21 protein-coding genes are annotated in these 23,044 nt (G+C 69.8%); 9 read left to right on the top strand and 12 right to left on the bottom strand.

Features of this window, described 5'->3' with window-relative positions; genetic code table 11:
* Positions 1 to 32: 32 nt before the first annotated feature.
* From QN245_RS21545 to QN245_RS20830, 5 genes are all read right to left on the bottom strand, one after another.
* Positions 33 to 287, bottom strand: a complete 255-nt coding sequence (locus QN245_RS21545) for an Imm32 family immunity protein (RefSeq protein WP_425612888.1) — start codon at positions 285 to 287, stop codon at positions 33 to 35.
* The gene (locus tag QN245_RS20845) at positions 220 to 1,182 is read right to left on the bottom strand and encodes a UPF0104 family protein (protein ID WP_202394914.1); all 963 of its coding nucleotides are present in this window, start codon (positions 1,180 to 1,182) and stop codon (positions 220 to 222) included. The genes QN245_RS21545 and QN245_RS20845 overlap by 68 nt, the downstream gene beginning before the upstream one ends.
* Positions 1,179 to 2,384: a cardiolipin synthase ClsB gene (gene clsB, locus QN245_RS20840; RefSeq protein WP_160969495.1), complete on the bottom strand. Its 1,206-nt coding sequence runs from the start codon at positions 2,382 to 2,384 to the stop codon at positions 1,179 to 1,181. The genes QN245_RS20845 and clsB overlap by 4 nt, the downstream gene beginning before the upstream one ends.
* Positions 2,381 to 3,121 (bottom strand): endonuclease/exonuclease/phosphatase family protein, encoded by a 741-nt coding sequence (locus QN245_RS20835; RefSeq protein WP_317844134.1) that lies wholly within the window; start codon positions 3,119 to 3,121, stop codon positions 2,381 to 2,383. The genes clsB and QN245_RS20835 overlap by 4 nt, the downstream gene beginning before the upstream one ends.
* 119 nt (positions 3,122 to 3,240) lie before the next feature.
* Positions 3,241 to 5,178: a M61 family metallopeptidase gene (locus QN245_RS20830; RefSeq protein WP_160969491.1), complete on the bottom strand. Its 1,938-nt coding sequence runs from the start codon at positions 5,176 to 5,178 to the stop codon at positions 3,241 to 3,243.
* Between the two features lie 274 nt (positions 5,179 to 5,452).
* Here QN245_RS20830 and QN245_RS20825 point away from each other — a divergent pair, with 274 nt between their 5' ends.
* Positions 5,453 to 5,656 carry a hypothetical protein gene (locus tag QN245_RS20825; protein ID WP_317844133.1) on the top strand — a complete coding sequence of 68 codons (204 nt, stop codon included), beginning with the start codon at positions 5,453 to 5,455 and terminating at the stop codon, positions 5,654 to 5,656.
* Here QN245_RS20825 and QN245_RS20820 read toward each other — a convergent pair.
* Entirely contained in the window at positions 5,653 to 5,949 is a 297-nt protein-coding gene (locus QN245_RS20820; protein WP_317844132.1) for a hypothetical protein, read from the bottom strand. The two genes, QN245_RS20825 and QN245_RS20820, sit on opposite strands and share 4 nt — an antisense overlap.
* Positions 5,950 to 6,160: 211 nt before the next feature.
* On the opposite strand from QN245_RS20820, the gene QN245_RS20815 reads away from it, so the two are divergent.
* From QN245_RS20815 to QN245_RS20805, 3 genes are all read left to right on the top strand, one after another.
* Positions 6,161 to 6,721, top strand: coding sequence for a sugar O-acetyltransferase (locus tag QN245_RS20815; protein ID WP_160969489.1), 561 nt, complete (start codon positions 6,161 to 6,163; stop codon positions 6,719 to 6,721).
* Between the two features lie 84 nt (positions 6,722 to 6,805).
* Positions 6,806 to 7,252 (top strand): universal stress protein, encoded by a 447-nt coding sequence (locus QN245_RS20810; RefSeq protein WP_317844131.1) that lies wholly within the window; start codon positions 6,806 to 6,808, stop codon positions 7,250 to 7,252.
* A 600-nt stretch (positions 7,253 to 7,852) separates the two neighbouring features.
* The gene (locus tag QN245_RS20805; RefSeq protein WP_160969485.1) at positions 7,853 to 8,242 is read left to right on the top strand and encodes a hypothetical protein; all 390 of its coding nucleotides are present in this window, start codon (positions 7,853 to 7,855) and stop codon (positions 8,240 to 8,242) included.
* 154 nt (positions 8,243 to 8,396) lie between these two features.
* On the opposite strand, the gene QN245_RS20800 is transcribed toward QN245_RS20805, so the two are convergent.
* The gene (locus QN245_RS20800; protein WP_160946949.1) at positions 8,397 to 8,690 is read right to left on the bottom strand and encodes a DUF2782 domain-containing protein; all 294 of its coding nucleotides are present in this window, start codon (positions 8,688 to 8,690) and stop codon (positions 8,397 to 8,399) included.
* A 646-nt stretch (positions 8,691 to 9,336) separates the two neighbouring features.
* Between QN245_RS20800 and polA the strand changes: the two genes are divergently transcribed.
* A complete protein-coding gene (polA, locus tag QN245_RS20795; protein WP_317844130.1) occupies positions 9,337 to 12,108 on the top strand; it encodes a DNA polymerase I in 2,772 nt (923 codons plus the stop codon).
* 557 nt (positions 12,109 to 12,665) lie between these two features.
* Entirely contained in the window at positions 12,666 to 13,145 is a 480-nt protein-coding gene (locus QN245_RS20790; RefSeq protein WP_317844129.1) for a DUF421 domain-containing protein, read from the top strand.
* A 91-nt stretch (positions 13,146 to 13,236) separates the two neighbouring features.
* On the opposite strand, the gene QN245_RS20785 is transcribed toward QN245_RS20790, so the two are convergent.
* The 4 genes from QN245_RS20785 to QN245_RS20770 form a co-directional block, all read right to left on the bottom strand.
* The gene (locus QN245_RS20785) at positions 13,237 to 13,503 is read right to left on the bottom strand and encodes a DUF2164 domain-containing protein (RefSeq protein WP_317844128.1); all 267 of its coding nucleotides are present in this window, start codon (positions 13,501 to 13,503) and stop codon (positions 13,237 to 13,239) included.
* Positions 13,500 to 14,399 (bottom strand): oxygen-dependent coproporphyrinogen oxidase, encoded by a 900-nt coding sequence (gene hemF / locus QN245_RS20780; RefSeq protein WP_160969479.1) that lies wholly within the window; start codon positions 14,397 to 14,399, stop codon positions 13,500 to 13,502. The genes QN245_RS20785 and hemF overlap by 4 nt, the downstream gene beginning before the upstream one ends.
* Before the next feature lie 75 nt (positions 14,400 to 14,474).
* On the bottom strand, positions 14,475 to 15,035 hold the full coding sequence (locus QN245_RS20775; RefSeq protein ID WP_317844127.1) for a hypothetical protein: 561 nt from the start codon (positions 15,033 to 15,035) through the stop codon (positions 14,475 to 14,477).
* Positions 15,036 to 15,508: 473 nt separating this feature from the next.
* Entirely contained in the window at positions 15,509 to 17,893 is a 2,385-nt protein-coding gene (locus QN245_RS20770) for a S9 family peptidase (protein WP_317844126.1), read from the bottom strand.
* Positions 17,894 to 18,374: 481 nt separating this feature from the next.
* Between QN245_RS20770 and QN245_RS20765 the strand changes: the two genes are divergently transcribed.
* From QN245_RS20765 to QN245_RS20755, 3 genes are all read left to right on the top strand, one after another.
* Positions 18,375 to 19,775 (top strand): cytochrome ubiquinol oxidase subunit I, encoded by a 1,401-nt coding sequence (locus QN245_RS20765; RefSeq protein WP_317844125.1) that lies wholly within the window; start codon positions 18,375 to 18,377, stop codon positions 19,773 to 19,775.
* A complete protein-coding gene (cydB, locus tag QN245_RS20760; RefSeq protein ID WP_317844124.1) occupies positions 19,775 to 20,791 on the top strand; it encodes a cytochrome d ubiquinol oxidase subunit II in 1,017 nt (338 codons plus the stop codon). Before QN245_RS20765 ends, cydB begins: the two co-directional genes overlap by 1 nt.
* 107 nt (positions 20,792 to 20,898) lie before the next feature.
* Positions 20,899 to 22,263 (top strand): AMP-binding protein, encoded by a 1,365-nt coding sequence (locus QN245_RS20755; RefSeq protein WP_317844123.1) that lies wholly within the window; start codon positions 20,899 to 20,901, stop codon positions 22,261 to 22,263.
* A 119-nt stretch (positions 22,264 to 22,382) separates the two neighbouring features.
* On the opposite strand, the gene QN245_RS20750 is transcribed toward QN245_RS20755, so the two are convergent.
* Positions 22,383 to 22,919 (bottom strand): P-loop nucleotide/nucleoside kinase family protein, encoded by a 537-nt coding sequence (locus QN245_RS20750; protein ID WP_317844122.1) that lies wholly within the window; start codon positions 22,917 to 22,919, stop codon positions 22,383 to 22,385.
* Positions 22,920 to 23,044: the final 125 nt, after the last annotated feature.

Here is a 23,044-nt window from a genome sequence, read left to right as displayed (position 1 = left end):
GTCGCCCGCCGACCGCTCCGGCGCGGACTGCATCATCCCAACGTCGCGGCAGCCACCACGAACTGCGGTGCAGTCTCGAACTGCGCGATGTGGTCGGAAAGGTGCAGATGATCGTAATCGGCACCCACGCGCTCCATCTCCGCGGCACAGTCGAGAAGGAACTGCGCGATCGCCTTCAGCTCGCCGGGGCCGCCGCTAACGCGATTGGCCGCAGCCGTGTCAGTCGGTGCCCGCTGCGTGTGGTGGCGCCTGAGCGCCGCGCCGGCGCCGCGCCTCCAGCACCGCATAGCCGGCACAGGCGAGCAGCAACGGGCCGAGGTAGTAGAAGGCGCGGTAGGCCAGCAACGCCGCCAGCAGTTCCGCTTGCGGCGCCTGCGACCCCAGCAGCGGCAGCACCACCGCTTCCAGCACGCCGATACCGGCCGGCACATGCGCGATGGCGGTGGCCACGGCCGCCGCCAGCAGTGCGCCGAGCACCGAGGTATAGCCGACGCCGGCCGGCATCAGCACGTACAGCAGGGCGCCCATCAGCGCCCAGTTGCCGGTGCCCAGACCGAGTTGCAGCAGGGCCAGCGGCAACGGCGGCAGGTGCAGGACATGGCCGCGCACCTGCAGGGTGTGGCCATGCGCACGCTGGCAGCCGATCAGATACGCCAGCACCGCGGCCAGCATCGCCGCGCCGATCCACGGCAGCGCCGCACCACTCAGTGACCACTGCGCTGGCATGCGCAGGCGGCCACTGACTAGCAGCACACCAGTCAGCAGCAGATAGCCCATCCAGTTGGTGGCGATGGCGAAGCCGATGACGCGACTGATCGTCGCCAGGCCCAACCCGGCGCGGCCGTACAGGCGGTAGCGGATCGCGGTGCCGCCGATCAGCGCACCGATGTTCAGGCTGAAGGCGTAGGCGATGTCTGCGATCGCCATGACCCGCGGCGTCGCCACCGCATGCGCCGCGTAGCGACGCGCGGCCAGGTCGTAGCCGCCGTACAGCAGGTAGCTGGCCAGGCTCAGTCCGGCCGCGGCGGCCAGGGTGCCGGTACCGTAGCCGGCCAGGGTGGTGCCGACTTGCGCCCAGTCCACGGTGCGCGCCGCGCGGACCAGCAATACCGTCACCAGCACCAGGAAGGCCAGATAGGCGAAGCGGCGCAGCATGCGCCAGCGCGGACGCGCACGGCTCATGGTGCGTGCCGATTGCGTCGCAGCACCGCGGTGCGCGGCGTGCGTGCCGGCAAGCGGCTGGCCCACTGCGGCACGTTGCGCAGCACGTGGAACAGCAGCGGCCGCAGCAGCGGTTGCCAGAAGCGCCCGCGCGGTACCTGTGCCGGCACGACTTGCCGGCAATGCCGCTGCATCAGCCGCTGCAGGCGCCCATGCAGGTCGCGCGCAAAGGTGGCGTCGCGGATCACCAGGTTGGCTTCCAGGTTCAGCGCCAGGCTCAGCGGATCCAGGTTGCTCGATCCCACCGTGCTCCAGTGGCCGTCGATCACCGCGACCTTGCCGTGGAACGGGCGCTCGCAGTATTCGAAGATCTGCACGCCGGCGTCGACCAGATGCCGGTACAGCGCGCGTGCGGCGAACAGCGCCAGCGGCGTGTCCGGTTGTCCCTGGAAGATCAGCTTCACCGCCACCCCGCGGCGCGCGGCGGCGCACAGGTCGCGCAGGAAGCCGTAGCCGGGGAAGAAGTACGCATTGGCGACCACGATCTCCTGCCGGGCGCCGCGGAACGCCTGCCGGTAGGCGCGCTCGATGCTGCGCGAGCGGCCGGCATTGTCGCGCGGCAGGAAGCACACTTCGGCCTCGCCAGCGGGCGGCACATCGACCTGCGCCTGCGGCACCCAGCCCGCGCCGGTGCCGTGCGTGTCCTGGGTCCGGCGCACGAACGCGACCATGTCCGCCACCACCGGGCCGTGCACCTCCACCGCGTAGTCCTGCTTGGCCTCCGGTCCGAAATCGGCCAGGTGATCGGCCGACCAGTTGATGCCGCCGATCATGCCGATCCGCCCGTCCACCACCAGCAGCTTGCGGTGCATGCGCCGGAACACATTCAGGCGCACGCCGAGCAGGGTCGGCTGATGGTCGAACAGGCGCAGCTCGGCGCCGGCTTCGGTCAGTTCGCGCACGAACCCGGGCGAGAGATCCGGCGAGCCGAACGCGTCCACCAGCAGGTGCACGCGCACGCCGCGGCGTGCGGCGGCGACCAGGTGGTCCTTCAGCGCCAGGCCGACCTTGTCCTCGAACCAGATGAAGGTCTCCAGCAACACCTCGCGCCGGGCCGCGTCGATCGCGGCGAAGGCGCGCGGGAAATACGCATCGCCGTTCTCCAGCAACTGCAGGCGGTGGCCCTGGCGCCAGCACGTGTCGCGGTTCGCCGCGCGGTTCACAGCACGATCCTGGCATGCAGTGGGGCGTGGTCGGACAGGTGCGACCACGGGCGGCCGGTCAGCACCCGCGCGGCCTCGATGCGCACATTGCGCAGGTAGATGCGGTCCAGCGGCAGCAGCGGCCAACGCGCCGGGAAGCTGCGCGCCACGCGTCCGTGCAGGTGCGCGAAGGCCTCGGTCAGGCCATGCCGCTGCAGCAGCGGATGCCCGCGCTGGCGCCAGTCGTTGAAGTCGCCGGCGACGATCAGCGGCGCCTGTGCTGGCAGTTCGGCGATCAGCGCGCCGAGCAGGCCGATCTGCCGCCGCCGGTGCGCCTCGCGCAGGCCCAGGTGCACGCAGATCGCATGCAGCGCCACGGCATGCCCGGGGATTTCCAGCACTGCATGCAGCAGCCCGCGGTGCTCGTGGCCGGCGATGGAGACATCGCGGTTGACGAAGGAGGCGATCGGGAAGCGCGACAGCAGCGCGTTGCCGTGGTGCCCGTGCGGATACACCGCATTGCGGCCGTAGGCGAACTGCGGCCACAGCGTATCGGCGAGGAATTCGTACTGGCTCTGCGCCGGCCAGTCGGCGTGGCGGCCAGCATGCACCTGATGCTCGCCCAGCACCTCCTGCAGGAACACCAGGTCCGCGGGCAGGGCACGGATCGCCGCGCGCAACTCCGGCAGCATGAAGCGCCGCTTCAGCACGCTGAAGCCCATGTGCGCATTGATGGTCAGCAACTCGATCGCAGGCATGCCGGGGCAGGACGGAAATTACGCCTGCCATTGTCGCCAGCGTCCGCGTGCGGCGTGTGACGGTGTCACCTCGCGCACCTGCCGCCGCTGTATTGCCAGCAGCGGCGGCGAGCGCGTGCTCAGCGCCGTGCGGCGATGATCTTGCTCAGGTAGTCCGGCGTGCCCTCGACCCGCACCAGGTGCGGATACTGCAGGCCGTCGTGATAGTTCACCGGCACGTCGCGCACGCCGCCCTGGTACTTGAGCGTCAGCACGATCGGCGCGCTGCCGCCCTTGGCGTCGGCGATGGCCTGCTTGAGCGTGTCGCGGGAGTAGTCCTGGCCGTTGACCGCGAGCACCGTGGCGCCACTGCTGACCCCGGCCTTGAACGCCGGGCCGTCCCACAGCACGTCGTTGATGCTGGCGTCGTCGTTCATCACCAGGCCGATCGACCAGGCGAAGTTGTAGCGGTGCCGCGCCGACTGGTGGCGGCCGTCGTACTGCTTCTCGAATGCGCTGGGCTGGTCGGTGTACACCAGCTTCCAGCCGCTGGCCTGCAGGCCTTCCAGCAGCGGCGGATCCACCTGGTACACGCGCCGGTTGATGTAGTCGGCCCAGTCGTAGTGGACCACGCCGTCGAGCGCGGCGACGACGTCGTCGAAGGTATAGGTCTTGACCGCGAAGCTGCCGTCGTCGACGCCGAAGAACGCCTTGGCCACGTCGTCCAGCGACTTGCGCCCGCCGCTCATCGCACGCAGCTTGGCATCCACCGCCAGCCACACCATCTGCCCGCCGCTGTAGTAGTCCTCGCTCATCTGCCAGCTGCGGTAGGGCAGCGGCGCGCGGTGCGCGGCGGTGGGATCGTTGGTGGTGTCCTCCAGCGAGCGCCAGCGGAAGCCGGCGCGGTTGCGGTCGTAGTTGGCCGCGGTCATCGCCAGCGCGTCGCGGAACTGCTGCGGCGTCCACATCCCGGCGCGCGCGGTCAGCACATAGCCCCAGTATTGGGTCTGGCCCTCGTACACCCACAGCAGCGAGTCGCCCATCGGCACGTTGAAGGTGGGCGTCCACAGGTCGGCCGGGCGCCGGAACTTGCCGTTCCACGAGTGCGTGTACTCGTGCGCCAGCAGGTCGCGGTCGGGTGCGTTCTCGTCCCAGGCGCTGAAGTAATCGGCGCCCAGCCCGTTCTCGCTGGACTGGTGGTGCTCCAGGCCGTTGCCGCCGAGCACGTCGGACAGCGAGAACAGGAAGTCGTAATGCGCGTAGTGGTGCGAGCCGAACAGCTTGATCGCCTGCACCGGCAGGTTGCGGTGCACCTGCAGCTGCTCGGCGCTGATGTCCAGGAACCGCGGCGCGTCGGCGACCACGTCCAGATGCACCGGCGCACCGCCGGCCGGGGTCAGGTCCACGCGCTTGAAGTAGTGCCCGGCGTAGATCGGCGAGTCGACCAGCGTGGTGAAGTCCACCGGCTTGAAGGTGGTGGTGGCGCCGTCGCGGCTGGCGGTCTCCAGCGCCGTGCCGAACTCCCAGCCGGCCGGCAGGGTCACGCTGGGCGTCACGGTGATGCCGCGGGTGTCGTGGCCGGCCGGGTACAGCGCCACCTTGTTCCACTCCAGCTGCAGCATCTTGTCGGTCATCTCGAAACCGTCGTCGCGCGGCGACAGATACTGGAAGCTGGCGTCGATCGCGCTCACGCCCTGCGGCACGTCGACGTGGAAGCTGTACACGTCGAAGGTGTCGCGGCGCCACGGCAGGGGCTTGCCGTTGGCGGTGAGGGTGAGGCCGGCCAGCATCGCCACCGGCCCACTCGGCGAATGATCGCCGGGGATCCACTGCGGGTACTGCAGGGTCAGCCGCCCGGCGCTGACCGGGATGGTCTCGTGCACGCGGTAGATGCCCTGGCGCACGTCGCCGGCGTCCACCTGCAAGGTCAGGGTGCCGGGGTAGGGCGTGTCCTCCGGCGCCGGCACGTCGGGCGCGCGCACCACCTGCGCCTGCGCGGCGCCGGCGAGCGCCAGGCCGATGCCGAGGACCAGCGCCCGATGGGCGCGACGGGAGGCGGGGAAAGCGGTGGCGGACATGCGCGGCTCCGAGGCAACATGAGGTACGGAAGCGCGGAACGTTAGCACTTGCCGGCATCGCCGGCGTACCGGGTCTGCCTGGCCGCGCAAGCGCCAGGCGATGCCGTTCATGCGGGCACCGGGTGGGCTGATGGCGGTCGGGGCGCGGGGTGCAAAATGACCTCGGCGACCTGTTGCATCGCCAGCGGCTGAGTTGTTCTTGGTCCGCGGCGGCCACAGCGGTGCCTGCGGGCGATCGGTCGCCCGGATCGCGCAGACCGGGAAGGCGTCCTCCATGCCGACCGTGGTCTTGTGGGAACGGCTGCAGCCGCGCCGCGCGGTGATTGAACTTGCGATCACGCCCTCAGCGATCACACCCTCAATGGAACCGGCGTTTTGCTCGAGGACACAGGCATGCCCCGGCAAGGGCATGCGTTCGATGCCAGGCGGCGCGGTCGATCGTCTGTACGCCGCCGTGTCCGTGTCGTCGCGCGACTAGTCCTTCAGCGCCCCGTCGCTCGGATCGCTGGCGGCATAGGTCGAGGTCGGCAGTTCTGCAGCGTGCGGATGCCGCAGCGCCTCGCGCAGCGGCGCCGGCAGATGTTCGACCGCCAGGATCACCTTGCCGAAATGCACGTCGCGCACCGCGCTCGACGGCACCACGAAATCGCCGCCATTCTCGATGTTGATGACGAACGTCGCACCGCCGTCGCGCACTTCGCGCACCGCGCCGACACCGACCTCGCCGTCGGCGACGAAGACCGTCTGACCTGCTTCCACATGCTCGGACATCGCGCACCGCCTTGTCTGGGAGAGAGCCCGCGCGGCCAGGCATGGGCGGCACGGTCGTTCGATGATCGGCTGCGTGTGTGTTGCTGGACGGTGAATGCCGCGTGGCCTGCAAGTCACGACGTCGCCGCGCCGCCCGCGTCGTGACCAGGCTACGCGCCGTTACGCAGCGCGATGCGATCATGCCGGCTCGACCGATGCCTGGGAGGGCAGGATGCGAAGCGAGAAAGAGAAGATGCTGGCCGGCGAGGCCTATCGGCCTAACGACGCGCAGCTGCAGGCCGAGCAGGACGCGGCCAGTGCCTGGATGCTGCGCTACAACGCGGCGCTGGCCCAGCCGCCGGCGCGTCGGCACGCGCTGCTGGTCGAGGGACTGGGTTCGGTCGGACACGGCGCGGTGGTCCGGCCACCGTTCCATTGCGACTACGGCTACAACATCCATCTCGGCGAGGACGTGTTCCTCAACTTCAACTGCGTGATCCTGGACGTGGCGCCGGTGCACATCGGTGCCGGCACCCAGATCGGGCCGGCGGTGCAACTCTATGCCGCCGATCACCCGCGCGATGCCGCGCAGCGCGCCGAGGGGCTGGAACTGGGGCGGCCGCTGACGATCGGGCGCAACGTCTGGATCGGCGGCGGCGCGATCGTGCTGCCGGGGGTGACCATCGGCGACGACGCGGTGATCGGCGCCGGCAGCGTGGTCACCCGCGACGTGCCCGCCGGCGCGCGCGTGGCCGGCAATCCGGCACGCCTGCTGAAGCCGCACAGCGACTGAATTTGATCCGGGTCAAGGAAGGCGCTGCGCATCGGGTGTGCAATGCTCTCCCAGCCGCCGCGCGCGGCGTCACCGGAGCACCCCATGTACCAGCGCATCCTGATCGCCATCGATGGTTCCGAGTTGTCCGCCAAGGGCTTGCAGCAGGGACTGGCGCTCGCCGCCACGCTCGGCGCGCAGGTGGATATCGTCACCGTGTCCGAGCCGTGGGCGATGGGCATGTACGACGCCATGGGCTGGAGCGTGGGCTACGAGGCCAGCCCCGAATACCGCCAGGACCGCGAAGCCGGCGCGCAGAAGATCCTGGCGCCGGCGCTGGCCGCCGCCGCGGCCACCGGAGTGACCGCGCACGGCCGCCACGTGCTCGACCGCTACGCCGCCGAGGGCATCATCGACATGGCCGTGGCCTGCAACAGCGACCTGATCGTGATGACCTCGCACGGCCGCCGCGGCATGAGCCGGGTCCTGCTCGGCAGCCAGACCGCGGAAGTGCTCGCCAACAGCCAGGTGCCGGTGCTGGTGATCCGCTGAGGCGTTGACCAGCCCACGCCGGGGGCGGCGCGGGCGCTGAAAGTTCGAGGCCCGCGTTCGGTGGTTGCCGGCACGGCGCGCTGCGGCGCCGTCGCGCACCGTGCACAGCGATCAGGTGGTGGTTGACCAGGCCGGCGACCGCTACCGCGAATGACGCCTCGCGGCGCGGCGCAAGCCGCCGCGATGCAATTGCCCACGCATGGCTTCCGCCGCGTCCGGCCTCCTGTCGTCGCCGAGCACCGATCGCGTTGCTTCCGGCGCCCATCATGCTGCTGCCCAGGGGCGTCGATTGCGTGCGTCGCAGCCATGGCGCGACCGCGACCCGTTCGCGCCGTAGCGCGACTTCTCTCGGCCGCGTTTCCCTGCGAGCGCGTGTCATCGCGCCCTCCCCGCAGGATCAGGCTTGCGCCGATGGTCCGCTGTGCCGCGCGGGGCGACGCTGTTCCCGCCGGTTCCGCCGCGACCATTCATAGGCCTGGATCCGCACGCGTTCGAAGGGAAGCGTGGCGGTTGTCATGCGCCCACGAACGCGGCGGACGACGGCGCATGGATCGGCGCGGCGCCGCCGGCGCTCATCACACACGACTGAGGAGAACGTGCATGACCATCAACACCGAAGGCTATTACGTCAACGGCGGCAAGTGGAAACTCGGCGCCGAAGGCCAGATCACCGGCCAGGGCAAGCAGCAGCATTCGGAGATCGGCGTCTACAACGCGCTCGGCAAGAAGGCGGCCGCGGGCCCGTACCTGATCGTGCAGGATGCGTTTCCCTGCGCCGTCTGCGATGCCACCTTCAAGAAGCAGGCGCTGCCGGTGCTGGTCAAGGTGACAGCCAACAACGGTTCCTACTCGGCCGACCAGGGCCTGGGCCTGAGCCCGCCGGCCAGCATCTATCCGTACTACCTCTGGTACCACAAGGGCACCAAGACCGCCGGCACCGCGACCGCGCCGGCTGGGTTCCCGGCGATTCCGGCCTTCGCCGACGTCTAGGAGGCGGCTGTTGGGTTGCGGCCAGCGCATATGCCTGGCCGCGCCGGGTTTGGGCAGGTCGGCGGGCTTGCGACGTGCGGCTGGCATCCGACCGTTCGTCGGATACGCACGCATACCGCCGCGCGCTGCCGTTCCGCAGCGCGCTTGGCATGTGTCACCAGCTGTAGAGCTTCCAGTACACCGGCGATACGTTGTCCTTGCTGCCGTCCACTTCCATATGGCCGTCGCCGTTGCGGTCGTACAGGTAATAGGCCGGGCCGCGCGCCGGCGTCACCTTGACCATGCGCAACTGGCCGCCCACCCGGTACTCGTCGACGGTGTCGCCGTTCTCCATCTTGCGTTGGGTCGTCTCCGCGCCGCGCACGTCCACCGGCGCACCGTCCGGGCCAAGGCCAGTGGAGGCGCAGCCCGCCAGCAGCAACAACGGGACCAGGATCAGGGCTTTCATGACGGTATTCTCCACGGGTAGGGCATGACGCAGAGTATGCGCCGAGTAGTCGCATGCGGTGTGCGAATGGCAAGGGCGGATGGCAGGCTTGTGGGTCAAGTCAGCGAGTCGCTTTGCGCCGGACCCTCACCCCAACCCCTCTCCCGGTGGGAGAGGGGCTTTGGCTTGTCCTTCTCCCCTCGGGAGAAGGTGCCCCGCAGGGGCGGATGAGGATACGGGCGCAGCCTCGTGGACCAAGTCAGCGAGTCGCTTCGCGCCGACCCTCACCCCAACCCCTCTCCTGGCGGGAGAGGGGCTTTGGCTCTCCCTTCTCCCGTCGGGAGAAGGTGCCCCGCAGGGGCGGATGAGGGTACGGGCGCAGCCGCGTGGACCAAGTCAACGCGTCGCTGCGCGCCGGACCCTCACCCCAACCCCTCTCCCGGGGGGAGAGGGGCTTTGGCTCTCCCTTCTCCCGTCGGGAGAAGGTGCCCCGCAGGGGCGGATGAGGGTACGGGCGCAGCCGCGTGGACCAAGTCAGCGCGTCGCTTCGCGCCGACCCTCACCCCAACCCCTCTCCCGGTGGGAGAGGGGCTAACCGCCGTGCACCGCTGCCCCGGGGGCGGTACTCATTTCGGGGGCGTGAACCCACCCAGCGTAGAATTGGCCGATGAGCCGATTAGTCCTGATCGACGGGTCCAGTTACCTGTATCGCGCGTTCCACGCGCTTCCGCCGCTGACCAATGCCGCCGGCGAGCCCACCGGCGCGCTGTTCGGCGTGGTCAACATGTTGCGCGCCACCCTCAAGGAGCGCCCCGAGTACGTGGCCTTCGTGGTCGATGCGCCGGGCAAGACCTTCCGCGACAATCTGTACCCGCTGTACAAGGCCAACCGGCCGCCGATGCCCGACGAACTGCGCGCGCAGGTCGAGCCGATGTGCCAGATCGTGCATGCGCTGGGCATCACCATCCTGCGCCAGGACGGGGTCGAGGCCGACGATGTGATCGGCACGTTGGCCCTGCAGGGCGCCGGCGACGGCCTGGACGTCACCATCTCCACCGGCGACAAGGATTTCGCCCAGCTGGTGCGCCCGGGCGTGCAGCTGGTCAACACCATGAGCGGCAGCCGCATGGATTCGGACGCGGCGGTGATGGAGAAGTTCGGGGTCTGGCCGCACCAGATCGTCGACCTGCTGGCGCTGATGGGCGATGCCATCGACAACGTGCCCGGGGTGGAGAAGTGCGGCCCCAAGACCGCCGCCAAGTGGCTGGCCGAATACGGCTCGCTGGACGGGGTGATCGCCCACGCCGACAGCATCAAGGGCAAGATCGGCGAGAACCTGCGCGCGGCGCTGGAGCGCCTGCCGCTGAACCGCGAACTGGTCACCATCAAGACCGACGTGGCGCTGGCCGGCGGGCCGCGCACCCTGGGCCTGCGCGAACAGGAGCCCGAGCAGTTGCGCGGCCTGTACCAGCGTTACGGCTTCACCCAGGCGTTGCGCGACCTGGACGGCGGCGTGGCCGCGCCGGAAGCCGCCAGCGAGGCCACGCCCAGCCTGCGCGGCACCGCCGCCGGCTATGCCCGGGCCGCGGCGCCTGCCGCCGATACGGCGCTGGACCCGGCATTGGCCGCCAAGGGCGACTACACCGCGGTGACCACTCCCGAGCAGTTCGAGGAACTGCTGGTGCGCCTGCGCGCCGCCGACGGCTTCGCCTTCGACACCGAGACCGACGCGCTGGACGCGATGCGCGCCAACCTGGTCGGCCTCAGCTTCGCCACCGAGCCGGGCCGCGCCGACTACCTGCCGCTGGGCCACGACTATCCCGGTGCGCCGGTGCAACTGGACCGCGCGCTGGCGCTGGCGCTGCTCAAGCCGCTGCTGGAAGACCCGGCCAAGGCCAAGGTCGGCCAGCACGGCAAGTACGACCTGCACGTGCTGCGCCGCCACGGCGTGGAGGTGCGCGGCTATGCCGACGACACCATGCTGGAGAGCTTCGTGCTCAACTCCACCGCCAGCCGCCACGACATGGACTCGCTGGCCAGGCGCTACCTGGGCTACGACACGGTCAAGTACGAGGACGTGGCCGGCAAGGGGGCCAAGCAGATCGCCTTCTCGCAGGTGGCCATCGACGATGCCACCCGCTACGCCGCCGAGGACGCCGACATCACCCTGCGCCTGCACCGCACCCTGTCGGCGCAGCTGGACGCCGAGCCGGCGCTGGCGCAGGTCTACCGCGACATCGAGATGCCGCTGGTGCCGGTGCTGGCGCGGGTCGAGGCCAACGGCGTGTGCGTGGACATCGCCGAGCTGCGCAAGCAGAGCCAGGACCTGAGCCAGCGCATGCTGGCCGCGCAGCAGAAGGCCACCGCGCTGGCCGGGCGCAGCTTCAACATGGATTCGCCCAAGCAGCTGCAGGCGGTGCTGTTCGACGAACTGAAGCTGCCGGCGGTGTTGAAGACCCCCAAGGGCCAGCCCAGCACCAACGAGGAGGCGCTGGAGGCGATCGCCGACCAGCACGAGCTGCCGCGGGTGATCCTGGAGTACCGCGGCCTGGCCAAGCTGCGCAGCACCTACACCGACAAGCTGCCGGAGATGCTCAATCCCGACACCGGCCGCGTGCACACCAGCTACCACCAGGCGGGCGCCGCCACCGGCCGGCTGTCCTCCTCCGATCCCAACCTGCAGAACATCCCGATCCGCACCGACGACGGCCGCCGCATCCGCCGCGCCTTCGTCGCCCCGCCCGGGCGCAAGCTGATCGCCTGCGACTATTCGCAGATCGAGCTGCGGATCATGGCCCACCTGTCCGAGGATCCGGGCCTGCTGCGCGCCTTCGGCAGCGGCGTGGACGTGCATCGCGCCACCGCCGCCGAGGTGTTCGGGCGCAAGCTCGAAGAGGTCACCGGCAACGAGCGCCGCGCCGCCAAGGCGATCAACTTCGGCCTGATGTACGGCATGAGCGCGTTCGGCCTGGCCCGCAACCTGGGCATCGGCCGCGGCGAGGCGCAGGACTACGTGGCGCTGTACTTCAGCCGCTACCCGGGTGTGCGCGACTTCATGGAGCGCATGCGCGAGCAGGCCCGCACTCAGGGCTACGTGGAGACCCTGTTCGGCCGCCGCCTGTACCTGAACGACATCAACGCCCGCCAGCAAGGCCTGCGCGCCGGTGCCGAGCGCGCCGCGATCAACGCGCCGATGCAGGGTACCGCCGCCGACATCATCAAGCGCGCCATGGTCGGCGTGGACGCCTGGCTGCAGGACCACCGCGACCGCGCGTTGATGATCCTGCAGGTGCACGACGAACTGGTGTTCGAAGCCGATGCCGACTTCGTCGACACCTTGCTGCCGGAAGTGACGGGGCGGATGTCCGCCGCGGCGGAGCTGAAGGTCCCGCTGGTGGTGGACAGCGGCGTGGGCGACAACTGGGACGAGGCGCATTGACCACCCGGGTCCTGGAGATGGCTCCAGGGCCCGGCCTGGTGTTGCGGTGTCTTGCGTAGACAGCGCGCGCGTCGCCCGCTGCGAATGGAATCCGGTTTTCGGACGGATTATCCCGCCAGTGATTTTCGCTTTCCCATTCGCGTTGTTTTTTTGACCCGATCGCGCGCTGAAAGCCCTGAAATGCCAACTGGCGTCACACCCTGAAACACCCGGCACTGCAGCGTTTGAACGGAATTTTGACGCGGTGTATTTCGGGCGAAGTTTTGGGAATGAATCCGTCCTTAATCTGACAAATTTTTAACTTAAATCTTCACGAACGAGCAAGGTGGGAAATGTTCTTATATCCCTCGACAGGCGCAATACCTGTCGCGGATCTCCTCCCATCCCCTGGAGCAGATCCAGGAACGGCGACTCCTCCCCAAGTCTCCGTTCCCTGGCCCCGCCGACCTCCCCCTGGTCCGCGGGGCTTTTTTATGCCCGCGCGCCGGACCTGGCCCTATCGCCGTCTGCACGTCACAGCGTAAGGTCGCCGCTCCACCATCCCTGCGAGCCGTGCGATGCCCGATCTTTTCCATCTGTCGATGCCATGGTGGGAATTCGTCTTCCGCGCGGTGGTGGTGTACGTGGCGGTGCTGGTGATGGTGCGGGTGTCGGGCAAGCGCGCCATGGGCCAGCTGACGCCGTTCGACATGCTGTTGATCGTGCTGCTAGGCAATGCGGTGCAGAACGCCCTGCTCGGCGAGGACACCTCGCTCGGCGGCGGTCTGTTGCTGGCGGCGACGCTGATCGCGCTGAACTTCACGGTCGGCCTGGTCACCTCGCGCAGCGCCCGCGTGGAGCGCTTGATCGAGGGCGAACCGGTGGTGCTGGCCCGCGACGGCCACGTGTTCCGCCAGGTGCTGCGCCGCGAACTGGTCAGCCATGCCGATTTCGAGGCGGCGATGCGCCAGCAGGGGTGCCAGGGCATCGACGACCTGCGCCTGGCGTTGCTGGAGACCAATGGCCACATCACCATTCTCAGCAACAAGGGCAGTTGATCGCAGATCCCGGCAGACGACGCAGACCTGGTGATCGCGAGGGGCTGTCGGCAATGCCCCATCGGGGGATGCCGCCCCAGAAGGTGGCGGCCTAGCGGCGCGGCCCGGTCGCCTGTTCAAGCTGGTAGAGCGCGTCGTCCAGGGTATCCAGCTGCGTGGCCAGCAGCGCGCGGGCATCGTGCAGGCCGCGGTTGTAGTAATGCGCGCCGATGCGCTCGGCGACGAAGTCGAGCAGGAATTCGGCCTCGAACGCGCCGACCTGCTGCTGCAGCTCGGTGCGCAGGTAGGCCTGCAGTTGTTCGGCGATGGCGCGTTTGTCCTCGCGGCCCAAAACGGCAGTGCGCGCTGGCGTGCTCATGCCAGCCAGTCGCGCGGCACCAGGTACTCGGCCAGGCGCGCCTCCGCGCTGCCCGGTTCGGGCTGGAAGCCGTATTCCCAGCGCACCCGCGGCGGCAGGCTCATCAGGATGCTCTCGCTGCGGCCGCCGCTCTGCAGGCCGAACAGGGTCCCGCGGTCGTAGACCAGGTTGAATTCGACGTAGCGGCCGCGCCGGTACAGCTGGAACTCGCGCTCGCGCTCGCCCCAGGGCAGGCCGCGGCGGCGTTCGACGATCGGCAGGTAGGCGTCGAGGAAGCCGTCGCCGACCGCGCGCTGGTAGGCGAAGTCGCGCTCGAAATCGGCATGCAGGTCGTCGAAGAACAGGCCGCCGACGCCGCGGGTCTCGTTGCGGTGCTTGAGGAAGAAGTACTCGTCGCACCAGCGCTTGTGCGCCGGATAGCGGTCTTCGCCGAAGGGCGCACACAGGTCGTGCGCGGTCTGGTGCCAGTGGCGGGCGTCCTCGTCGAACGGGTAGTACGGGGTCAGGTCGAAGCCGCCGCCGAACCACCAGGCCACGGTGGCGCCGTCGCGCTGCGCTTCGAAGTAGCGCACGTTGGCGTGGGTGGTGGGGATGTACGGGCTGAGCGGGTGGAACACCAGCGACACCCCGACCGCGCGCCAGGAGGCGCCGGCCAGTTCCGGGCGGTTGGCGCTGGCCGAGGGCGGCAGGCGGGTGCCGGCGACGTCGGAGAAGCCGATGCCGGCCTGCTCGAACAGCGCGCCATCGCGCAGGATGCGGGTGCGGCCGCCGCCGCCCTCCGCGCGCTGCCACAGGTCTTCGGCGAAACGGGCCTGGCCGTCGGCGGCCTCGACCGCCGCGCAGATGCGGTCTTGCAGGTCAGTGAGATAGTCGCGGACACGGTCGAAGGTATGCATGCCGCCATTCTAGAAGCTGCCTGTGTCAGGCGTCAGCGCCGGGCTGCGCGGACCGCGCAGGCCGGTCGGCGTGCGTCAGCGGTGGAACTCGGCGCGGAGTGCGGGGCGGCACAACTGGTAGACCAGCCAGCCGTGCAGGCCGGCGAAGACCAGGGCGGTCAGCGCGCCGCTGACCACGAGGGTGATACGGCTCAGGGCCAGGTCGTGCTGGAGCTGTTGCGGGTCGAAGGCGCGCTGCGGCGCCCAGGCCTGCAGCAGGTCGAGCAGTTGCCACAGCAGTGGCAGCACCGCGAAGTTGGCTGCGGCGGTGACCACCAGGAACACGATGAAGGCCCGCCGCGCCCAGTCGCGCCGCTGCAGCAGCGCCCACGATGCCGCGCACAGGCCCGCCGACAGCAGGGCCGACAGCCAGGACAGCGCCAGCGCATGGGCCACGCACCATTGCAGCAGCGGCGGCAACGGCAGGCCGGCCTCGCGCAGCACGCCCTCGATCGCTCCGTCCGGCAACGCCATCAGCAGCAGCGCCTGGCCCAGCGAATACAACAGCGACAGCACCCCCAGCAGCAGCGAGAGCTTGGCCATCGCATCGATGGTCTGGTTGCGGGCGGCGGTCAGGGGCAGCGGCGGGGGCGGCATCGGCGGTCCTTCGGGGAGGGGCGGCGCTGGTGCCATCGCGCCGGCGGCCGTCCGGCAAGGATAGGGACGACGGACCAGGGCGCAAGCCGGGTGGTGCGCGAGGGGGGCGGCCGCGCGCATGTGCTGAGCGCGCGGTCTTTGTCGCGATACGGTCAGGGCAAGGCGGATGCGGTGTCGCCAGGAGCGGCGCCGACAGCAAGATCGTGCCGGTTTGCTCGGGCCGGACGCAGCGGCGGCCAACGCCGCCATGGCACGGGCATCACCGGGCCCCGGCAGCTGTGGGCGCTCGCGTAGGAGCGGCTTCAGCCGCGACTGGGCATTCGCGGTAACGCCTCGTCGCGGCTGAAGCCGCTCCTACGGAACGGCGCGATGCGTGGCGGACGCCGGTGGTTGGCGGGGTCCTGCGGGCGCCGCGCGGTGGCTCCCGGGCGCCTGCCGCACGTCGATGGCACGCGCCTCGGCGCGCGGCCGGCTCAGCGCAGCTCGCGCTCGAACAGCTTGAGGATGCGCTTGTACTCGTCCAGCCAGGAATCGGCGCGGGTGAAACCGTGCTTCTCCAGCGGGTAGGGCGCGATCTCCCAGTTGTCCTTGTGCAGCTCGATCAGCTTCTGGGTCATGTCCACCGAGTCCTTGAAGAACACGTTGTCGTCGACCATGCCGTGGGCGATCAGCAGGTGGTCGCGCAGCCCGTTGGCGTACTCGATGGCCGAGGAGGTGCGGTAGGCCTCCGGGTCCAGGTCCGGGGTGTTGAGGATGTTGGAGGTGTACTCGTGGTTGTACTGGCTCCAGTCGGCCACCGGGCGCAGCGCGGCGCCGGCCTTGAACGTGCCGGGGCTGCGGAACAGCGCCATGTAGGTCATGAAGCCGCCGTAGGAGCCGCCGTAGATGCCGGCGCGGCCGCGGTCGCCCTGCTTGCTGTCGACCAGCCAGTCCAGGCCGTCCAGGTAGTCCTCCAGCTCCGGATGGCCCATGTCGCGGTAGATCGCGGTGCGCCAGTCGCGGCCGTAGCCGGCGCTGGCGCGGTAGTCCAGGTCCAGCACGATGTAGCCCTTCTGCACCAGCAGGTTGTGGAACATCTGCTCGCGGAAGTACGGGGTGTAGCGCGCCGACACGTTCTGCAGGTAGCCGGCGCCGTGCACGAACATCACCACCGGATAGCGCTTGCCCGGCTCCGGTTGCGCCGGACCATAGTACTTGCCCCAGACGGTGCCGGCGCCGTGCTTGGACGGCATCTGCACGAACTGCGGCTGCACCCACTGGCGTGCCTTGAACGCCGCGCTGCGGGTGTCGGTGAGCACGCGCGCGTTGCCGCCGGCGGCCGGCAGCACCGCCAGTTGCGGCGGCAGGTAGGGGCCGGAGTAGTGCACCAGCAACTGCTGGCCGTCCGGCGACAGCGCGAAGTCTTCCACGCCGTCCAGCGACGTCAGCTCGGCGACGCTGTCGTTGCGCAGGTCGAGCTTGCACACCTCGTAGTCGCCCGGCCACTTGCGGTTGCACAGAAACAGGAAGCCCTGGCCGTCGGCGCTGACCACCGGCGCGGACACTTCCCACTTGCCGGAGGTGCGCTGGCGCGGCTTCTCGTTGCCGCGCTGGGTGTACAGGTGTGAATAGCCGGACTGCTCGGACAGCAGCCACAGCGTCTGGTTGTCCGGCATCCAGCCGAAATCGTTGAAGTTCCAGTTGATCCAGGCCGGATCGGTGAGGCGGTGGCGCGGCTGCAGCACCGCCTTGTCCAGGTCGACGCTGGCGATCCAGCGGTCCTTGTTGTCCACCGCGCGCAGCAGCACGGCGACGTTGCGGCCGTCCTCGCTCCAGTGCATGGAGGCGCCGCTGCCGTCGCCGTCGGTTTCCACGCGCACCGCGCGCGGGCCCTGCAGCGGCTCCTGCTTGGCCGCCTTGCGCAGCGCCGCCAGCGGATCGGTGCCGATGCCGGGCAGCACCGACAGGTCGAGCTTACGCGCGCTGCCGGCCACCGCATCGACCAGCCACAGGGTCTGCGCCACCGGCGAATTACGCCCGACCAGGGTGCGCGCTTCCTGGAACTCGGCGTAGCCGGATTCGGTCACGTAGCGCGGCATCTTGCTGTCGCGGCCCTCCTCGGCGCCTTTGGCGTGGGTGACCACCAGCAGGTGGCGGCCGTCCGGCGACAGCGCGCTGTCGTCGACCACCACGTCGTCGCCCAGGTACACCGGCGCCGGCGCGCGGCTGCTGTCGGCGCGGCGCCAGGCCTGCTCCTGCTGGCGCAGCAGTTCGCGCTGCGCGCGATCGCGGGCCAGGGTCTCCAGGGTGCGCAGCTGCTGGTCGCGCAGCACGTCGGGCTTGGGTGCAGCGTTGGGATCGCGCTCGGCCTTGAGCACCGCGGCCTGCTGCACGCCGCCGCCGGGGCTCCAGCGGTACCAGTCGTTGCCGACCCGCCACAGCGCACCGCCATCGGTGGTGAACTGCGGCCGCGCCGCGGCCTGGTTGCTGCGGGTCAGCTGGGTCAGCGCGCCGCTGCGCAGGTCGCGCAGGAACACGTCGCCGTTGCGCACGAACAGCATGCGCTGGCGGCGTGCGTCGTAGACCGGATTGGCCGCGTCCAGGGTGCTGCGCTGCGCGTCCTCGACCCGCTGCGCGGCGCCGCCGTCGACGCCCTGGCGGTAGGTGTCGCGCACCGGGCTGCCGGTGCGCTTGAGCTGGTACTGCACCTGGTGCCCGTCCCAGGCCCACCAGGCGTCCTCGACCGGCGGCCCGATCCAGTCCGGATCGGCCATGGCCTGCTCGATGGTCAGCGGGGCGGGGGCATCCTGGGCCGCGGCCAGCGGCGGCAGGCAGGACAGGGACAGCAACGCAACAGCGCTCAGGGCGAGACGACGCATCTGGAATTCCGGGCGAACGGCAAACCGCAAGCGTAGCAGCCACCAGGGCGGCGGCGATTGCGCCATCGGTCATGGGCGGGTTGCGGCAGGGCGATCCGGGCGCGTCGCTGCCGTGTATCGCAATCCGGCCATGGCAGCGCCAATTCAGGGAGCGGCGCCTGCTCGAGGTCGCCGATTATGCTGTCGGCACTGCCGGCTTGCGCTGGCAGTCCTGCCGCAACTGCATCGGTGTGATGCAGACGCGGTCCGCAATTCGCAGCGCGTTGCACGCACGTTTCTGCCACGTGCGCCGCTACGCTGGATCGGCGCCGTTGGCGTCCGCCCGATCGCGTGAGTGTCGTTGTGCTGGACGTGCCTGGGTGCATGCGCAATCCCGCACCGCAGCGGCTGCAACAAGACGCCGCTGCGACAAACCGTCACATCCCATTTCGCCGCGCCGCACCAACAATAGGCATCGTTTCCGCTGCCTCAGGCGCTACTCATGGACGCCCTGCTGCTGTCGCGCATCCAGTTCGGATTCGTCATCAGTTTCCACGTGCTGTTCCCGGCCTTCACCATCGGCCTGTCGAGCTGGCTGGCGTTCCTGGAATGGCGCTGGCTGCGCACCCGCGACACGGTGTGGCGCGATCTGTACTTCTTCTGGCTGAAGATCTTCGCCGTGTCCTTCGGCATGGGCGTGGTCAGCGGCATCGTGATGAGCTTCCAGTTCGGCACCAACTGGGCGGTGCTCAGCGAACGTGCCGGCAACATCCTCGGCCCGCTGCTCAGCTACGAGGTGCTGACCGCGTTCTTCCTGGAAGCCTCGTTCCTGGGGGTGATGCTGTTCGGCTGGCACAAGGTGCCGGAGAAGCTGCACTTCCTGGCCACCTGCCTGGTCGCGATCGGCACGCTGATCTCTACCTTCTGGATCCTGTCGGCCAACAGCTGGCTGCAGACCCCGGCCGGTTACGCCGTGGTCGAGGGCGTGTTCCAGCCGGCCAACTGGCGCGAGGTGATCTTCAACCCGTCGTTCCCGTACCGGCTCACGCACATGGTGCTGGCCGCGTTCATCACCACCTGCTTCGTGATCGGCGGCGTCAGCGGCTGGTACCTGCGCCGCGGCGAGCATCTGGACGCGGCCGGGCGCATGCTCAAGCTGGCGGTGGCGTTTGCCTCGATCGCGCTGCCGCTGCAGATCGCCGCCGGCGATGCGCATGGCCTGAACACGCTCGAGCACCAGCCGATCAAGGTGGCGGCGATGGAAGGGCACTGGCACGGCGAGGCGCCGGGGCAGGGCGTGCCGCTGGTGGTGTTCGCGGTGCCCAACGAGGCGGCGGAGCGCAACGACTACGAAGTCGCCATTCCGCGCCTGGGCAGCCTGATCCTCACCCATACCTTGAATGGCGAGATCGCACCGCTGACCTCCGTGCCGGCCGACGAGCGGCCGCCGGTGAAGCCGGTGTTCTACGCGTTCCGGGTGATGGTCGGGCTGGGCATGGCGATGCTGCTGCTGGCGCTGGTATCGCTGTTCTTCTGGTGGCGCGGCACCCTGCTGCGGCGGCGCGCGCTGCACCTGGCGTGGAATGCGATGTTGCCGGCCGGGTTCGTGGCGCTGGTCGCCGGCTGGTTCGTCACCGAGATCGGGCGCCAGCCGTACGTGATCTACGGCCTGTTGCATACCCGCGACGCGGTCAGCCCGGTCAGCCCGGCGATGGTGTGGATCTCGCTGAGCGTGTACGTGCTCGCCTACGCGCTGGTGTTCGGGTTCGGCAGTTGGTACATCCTGCGCATGCTGCGCCACGGGCCGCTGCCGCACGAGCCGGCGCCGCGCATGCAGGAGGGCGACAAGACCCCGGCGCGGCCGCTGTCGGCGGCCGACGACGACATCGAGGAGACCCGCTGATGGACATGGCGACCGTATTGCCGGTGATCTGGTTCGGCGTGATCGGTTTCGGCGTGCTGATGTACGTGCTGCTGGACGGCTTCGTGCTCGGCCTGGGCATCCTGGCGCCGTTCGCCGAGGACGAGGACCAGCTCGACCTGATGATGAACACCGCCGCGCCGATCTGGGACGGCAACGAGACCTGGCTGGTGCTGGGTGGCGCCGGCCTGCTGGCGGCGTTCCCGAAGGCCTATGCGATCGTGCTGTCGGCGCTGTACCTGCCGGTGCTGATGATGCTGGTCGCGTTGGTGTTCCGCGGCGTGGCCTTCGAGTTCCGCTTCAAGGCGCGCAGTTCCAAGTACTTGTGGGGCTGGGCGTTCGCGCTGGGCTCGCTGTGCGCGGCGTTCTGGCAAGGGGTGATCCTGGGCGCGCTGGTGGAAGGCATGCCGTTGCAGGACGGCAAGTACCTGGGCGGGGTACTTGCCTGGTTCAGCCCGTTCTCGATGCTCACCGGCGCGGCGGTGGTGTTCGGCTATGCGCTGCTCGGCGGCAGCTGGCTGATCCTCAAGACCGAAGGCGCGATGCAGCACATCGCCCGTACCCTGACCCGGCCGCTGGTGCTGGTGGTGGTGGTGTTCATGGGCCTGGTCAGCGCCTGGCTGCCGTTCCTAGACTCGCGGATCATGGCGCGCTGGTTCCACGACGGGAATTTCTGGTGGCTGTCGCCGGTGCCGCTGCTGGTGCTGGTCAACGCGGTGGCGCTGTGGCGCGCGGCGATGGCGCAGGGCCGCGATGCGCGCCCGTTCGTGCTGACTCTGTGCTTCTTCGTGCTCGGCTTCTTCGGCCTGGTATTGGGTATCTGGCCGAACATCGTGCCGCCCGGGCTGACCATCTGGGAAGCGGCCTCGCCGCCGTCCTCGCAGGGTTTCGTGCTGGTCGGGCTGGCGGTGCTGCTGCCGGTGATCCTGGGCTACACCGCGTGGTCGTACCGGGTGTTCCGCGGCAAGATCACCGCCGACACCGGCTACCACCACTGACGGCCGCCGCTGCGGCGGCCGGCCGGCTTGCCAGCGGCGGCGGTGGCGGCCAAGCTACCGGCTTCCCGCGCCGTGCGGGTCATCGCCCGCCCGAGCCGCCGCCCCGCATGTCCGCCGTTTCCTCCGAGATTCCCGCCGCGCCCCTGTTGCATCCGCTTGCCGTCGGCGACGCGCACCGTCCGCTGGCCTTCGCCAACGGCGAGCACATCGATCTGGCCACCTTTCTTGGCCACGTGCGCGGCCTGGCCGCAGTGCTGCCGGCCGGCCGGCATGCGCTGAACCTGTGCGAGGACCGCTACCGTTTCATGGTTGCGTTCTGCGCGGTGGCGCTGCACGGGCAGACCTCGCTGCTGCCGTCCTCGCGCGCGCCGGCGGTGGTGGCCGAGGTGCAGCGCACCCATGCCGACTGCTATTGCCTGGGCGACCTGGCGCTGGCCGAGCCGCCGCCGCGCTACTGGCAGTTGCCGGACACGCTGCCGTCGCTGGACGGGCCGATGCCGCAGCTGGCCGACGATGCGCTGGTCGCGATCGGCTTCACCTCCGGCAGCACCGGCGCGCCCAAGCCCAATCCCAAGACCTGGGGCAGCTTCCTCACCAGCACCCGCCAGGACCTGCTGGCGCTGGTCGGGCTGTGGCCGGACACGGCGGTGCCGCAGGTGCTGGCGACGGTGCCGCCGCAGCACATGTACGGCATGGAGCTGTCGATCCTGCTGCCGCTGGTGACGCCGCTGGCGGTGCACGCCGGGCGCCCGTTCTTTCCCGAGGACGTGGCACGCGCGCTGGCGCAGTTGCCGGCGCCGCGGCTGCTGGTGACCACGCCGGTGCATCTGCGCGCGCTGGTCGAATCCGGCGTCGCCCTGCCGCCGCTGGCCGGCATCGTCTCGGCCACCGCGCCGCTGGCGCAGGAGCTGGCCGCCGCCGCCGAGGCGCGCTTCGGCGGGCAGGTGCGCGAGATGTTCGGCTCCACCGAGACCTGCGTGTTCGCCAGCCGCCGCACCGCCTGCGAAGTGCCGTGGACGCCGTTGCCCGGCGTGCGCGTGGCGCCGCAGCCAGACGGCACCCTGGTGCACGCGCCGCATCTGCCGCAGCCGGTGCTGCTGGCCGACCTGATGGAAGTGGACGCCGACGGCCGGTTCCAGGTGCGCGGCCGTCAGGCCGACCTGCTGGAGATCGCCGGCAAGCGTGCCTCGCTGGCCGACCTCACCCGGCGCCTGCTGGCCCTGCCGGGCGTGGTCGACGGCGCGATGCTGCAGCTGGAGCCGGAACCCGGCCAGGCGGTCGGCCGCATCGCCGCGGTGGTGGTCGCGCCGACCCTGGACGAAGCCAAGATCCTGGCCGCGCTGCGCCGCGAACTGGACCCGGTGTTCCTGCCGCGCCGGCTGCGCCTGCTCGACGCCCTGCCGCGCAACGAGACCGGCAAGCTGCCGCGCGATCGGATGCTGGCGCTGTTGGCTGGAGAGCGCGACGCCTGAGGCGCAGGCAGGTTGCATCGGTCACCAGGCCGATCGGATTGTCGACCCGTTAGGACGGGCTGCGCATGATGGAGCCTGTGTGTGCCCGGCGTCGCTCGCGTTCGAAGCGACGGCTCGCTTCACTCGGACAAGCGTCTCGACACCTCGGCGACGAGGCGCTCCACGTCCACCGGCATGCGCGTATCCACCGCGACCACGGCTCCTAGTCCGACCGGTCCGGCGTACTCGGCGAGCATGTCCGGCGGCAGTGCTTTCAACGGATGCGCTGCGTGATGCGTGCTGGCCGCGGCGCGCTCCCGAAAACGTCGGGCGGTTTCGTCGGGGCCGCAGTCGCAGTGCACTTCGACGATGACGGCGTCCAGGCTGACCAGTTTGTCGCGTTCGTACGCGCTGCGCGGCCGGAAATTGGCTTCCAGCACCGCCTGCGGCGCATGGCGCGCCAGCGACCAGAGCAGTTCCATCGCCGCGCCGCCGATCCGGCGCGATGCGGCGAGATCGCCGCCGCTGTCGCCGAGGGCGTCGGTCAGGGTTTCCTTGATGACATCCTTGCAGAACAGCGGAAATCCGAGCCGTTTGGCGAGCGGGACCGCCAAGGTGGTTTTCCCTGCGCCAGGCGCACCGGACACGATCACGATCTTGCGGCGACTGTCGGACATGGCATGCCGGTGCAAAAGGTCTGGAACGGGCGCCACCGATCATCCGGCGACGCGACTTGGAAATCGGTGCGCGTCTTTGCAAGCGGCGAACCGCGGCCGCAGTGATGGCCTAACACCTCGCAGCG

Source organism: Xanthomonas rydalmerensis, assembly GCF_033170385.1.
Classification (GTDB): Bacteria; Pseudomonadota; Gammaproteobacteria; order Xanthomonadales; family Xanthomonadaceae; genus Xanthomonas_A; species Xanthomonas_A rydalmerensis.
This window is presented reverse-complemented; position numbering and strand designations above follow the sequence as displayed.